Origin of the sequence: Staphylococcus sp. HMSC068C09 (assembly GCF_001813735.1) — a bacterium.
In the GTDB taxonomy this organism is placed as follows: Bacteria; Bacillota; Bacilli; order Staphylococcales; family Staphylococcaceae; genus Staphylococcus; species Staphylococcus hominis.
The window spans coordinates 1-453 of record NZ_KV813765.1; the positions used below are offsets into that span (position 1 = coordinate 1).

General features: G+C 50.8%; 4 tRNA genes. All 4 read left to right on the forward strand.

Annotation, left to right across the window (positions count from 1 at the left end):
• Positions 1 to 50 precede the first annotated feature (50 nt).
• Positions 51 to 125 (forward strand) — tRNA-Gly (locus HMPREF2930_RS08645).
• A gap of 7 nt (positions 126 to 132) precedes the next feature.
• Positions 133 to 221 (forward strand) — tRNA-Leu (locus HMPREF2930_RS08650).
• A gap of 11 nt (positions 222 to 232) precedes the next feature.
• Positions 233 to 309: transfer RNA gene (locus HMPREF2930_RS08655), tRNA-Arg, on the forward strand.
• 23 nt (positions 310 to 332) lie between these two features.
• Positions 333 to 406 (forward strand) — tRNA-Pro (locus HMPREF2930_RS08660).
• The last annotated feature ends 47 nt before the right edge of the window (positions 407 to 453 follow it).

The window sequence follows — 453 nt, forward strand, 5'->3', positions numbered from 1 at the left end:
GAGGGTCAGAGGTTCGAATCCTCTATGGCTCATACGATTTATTTTAATATGCGGAAGTAGTTCAGTGGTAGAACACCACCTTGCCAAGGTGGGGGTCGCGGGTTCGAATCCCGTCTTCCGCTCCATTATTTTGCCGGGGTGGCGGAACTGGCAGACGCACAGGACTTAAAATCCTGCGGTGAGAGATCACCGTACCGGTTCGATTCCGGTCCTCGGCACCAATTTAAATATAGCGCCCGTAGCTCAACTGGATAGAGCGTTTGACTACGGATCAAGAGGTTATGGGTTCGACTCCTATCGGGCGCGCCATTTAAAATTATCAATTTAATATACGGGAAGTAGCTCAGCTTGGTAGAGCACTTGGTTTGGGACCAAGGGGTCGCAGGTTCGAATCCTGTCTTCCCGACTTCTTTAAAAATATGGGGGCTTAGCTCAGCTGGGAGAGCGCCTGCT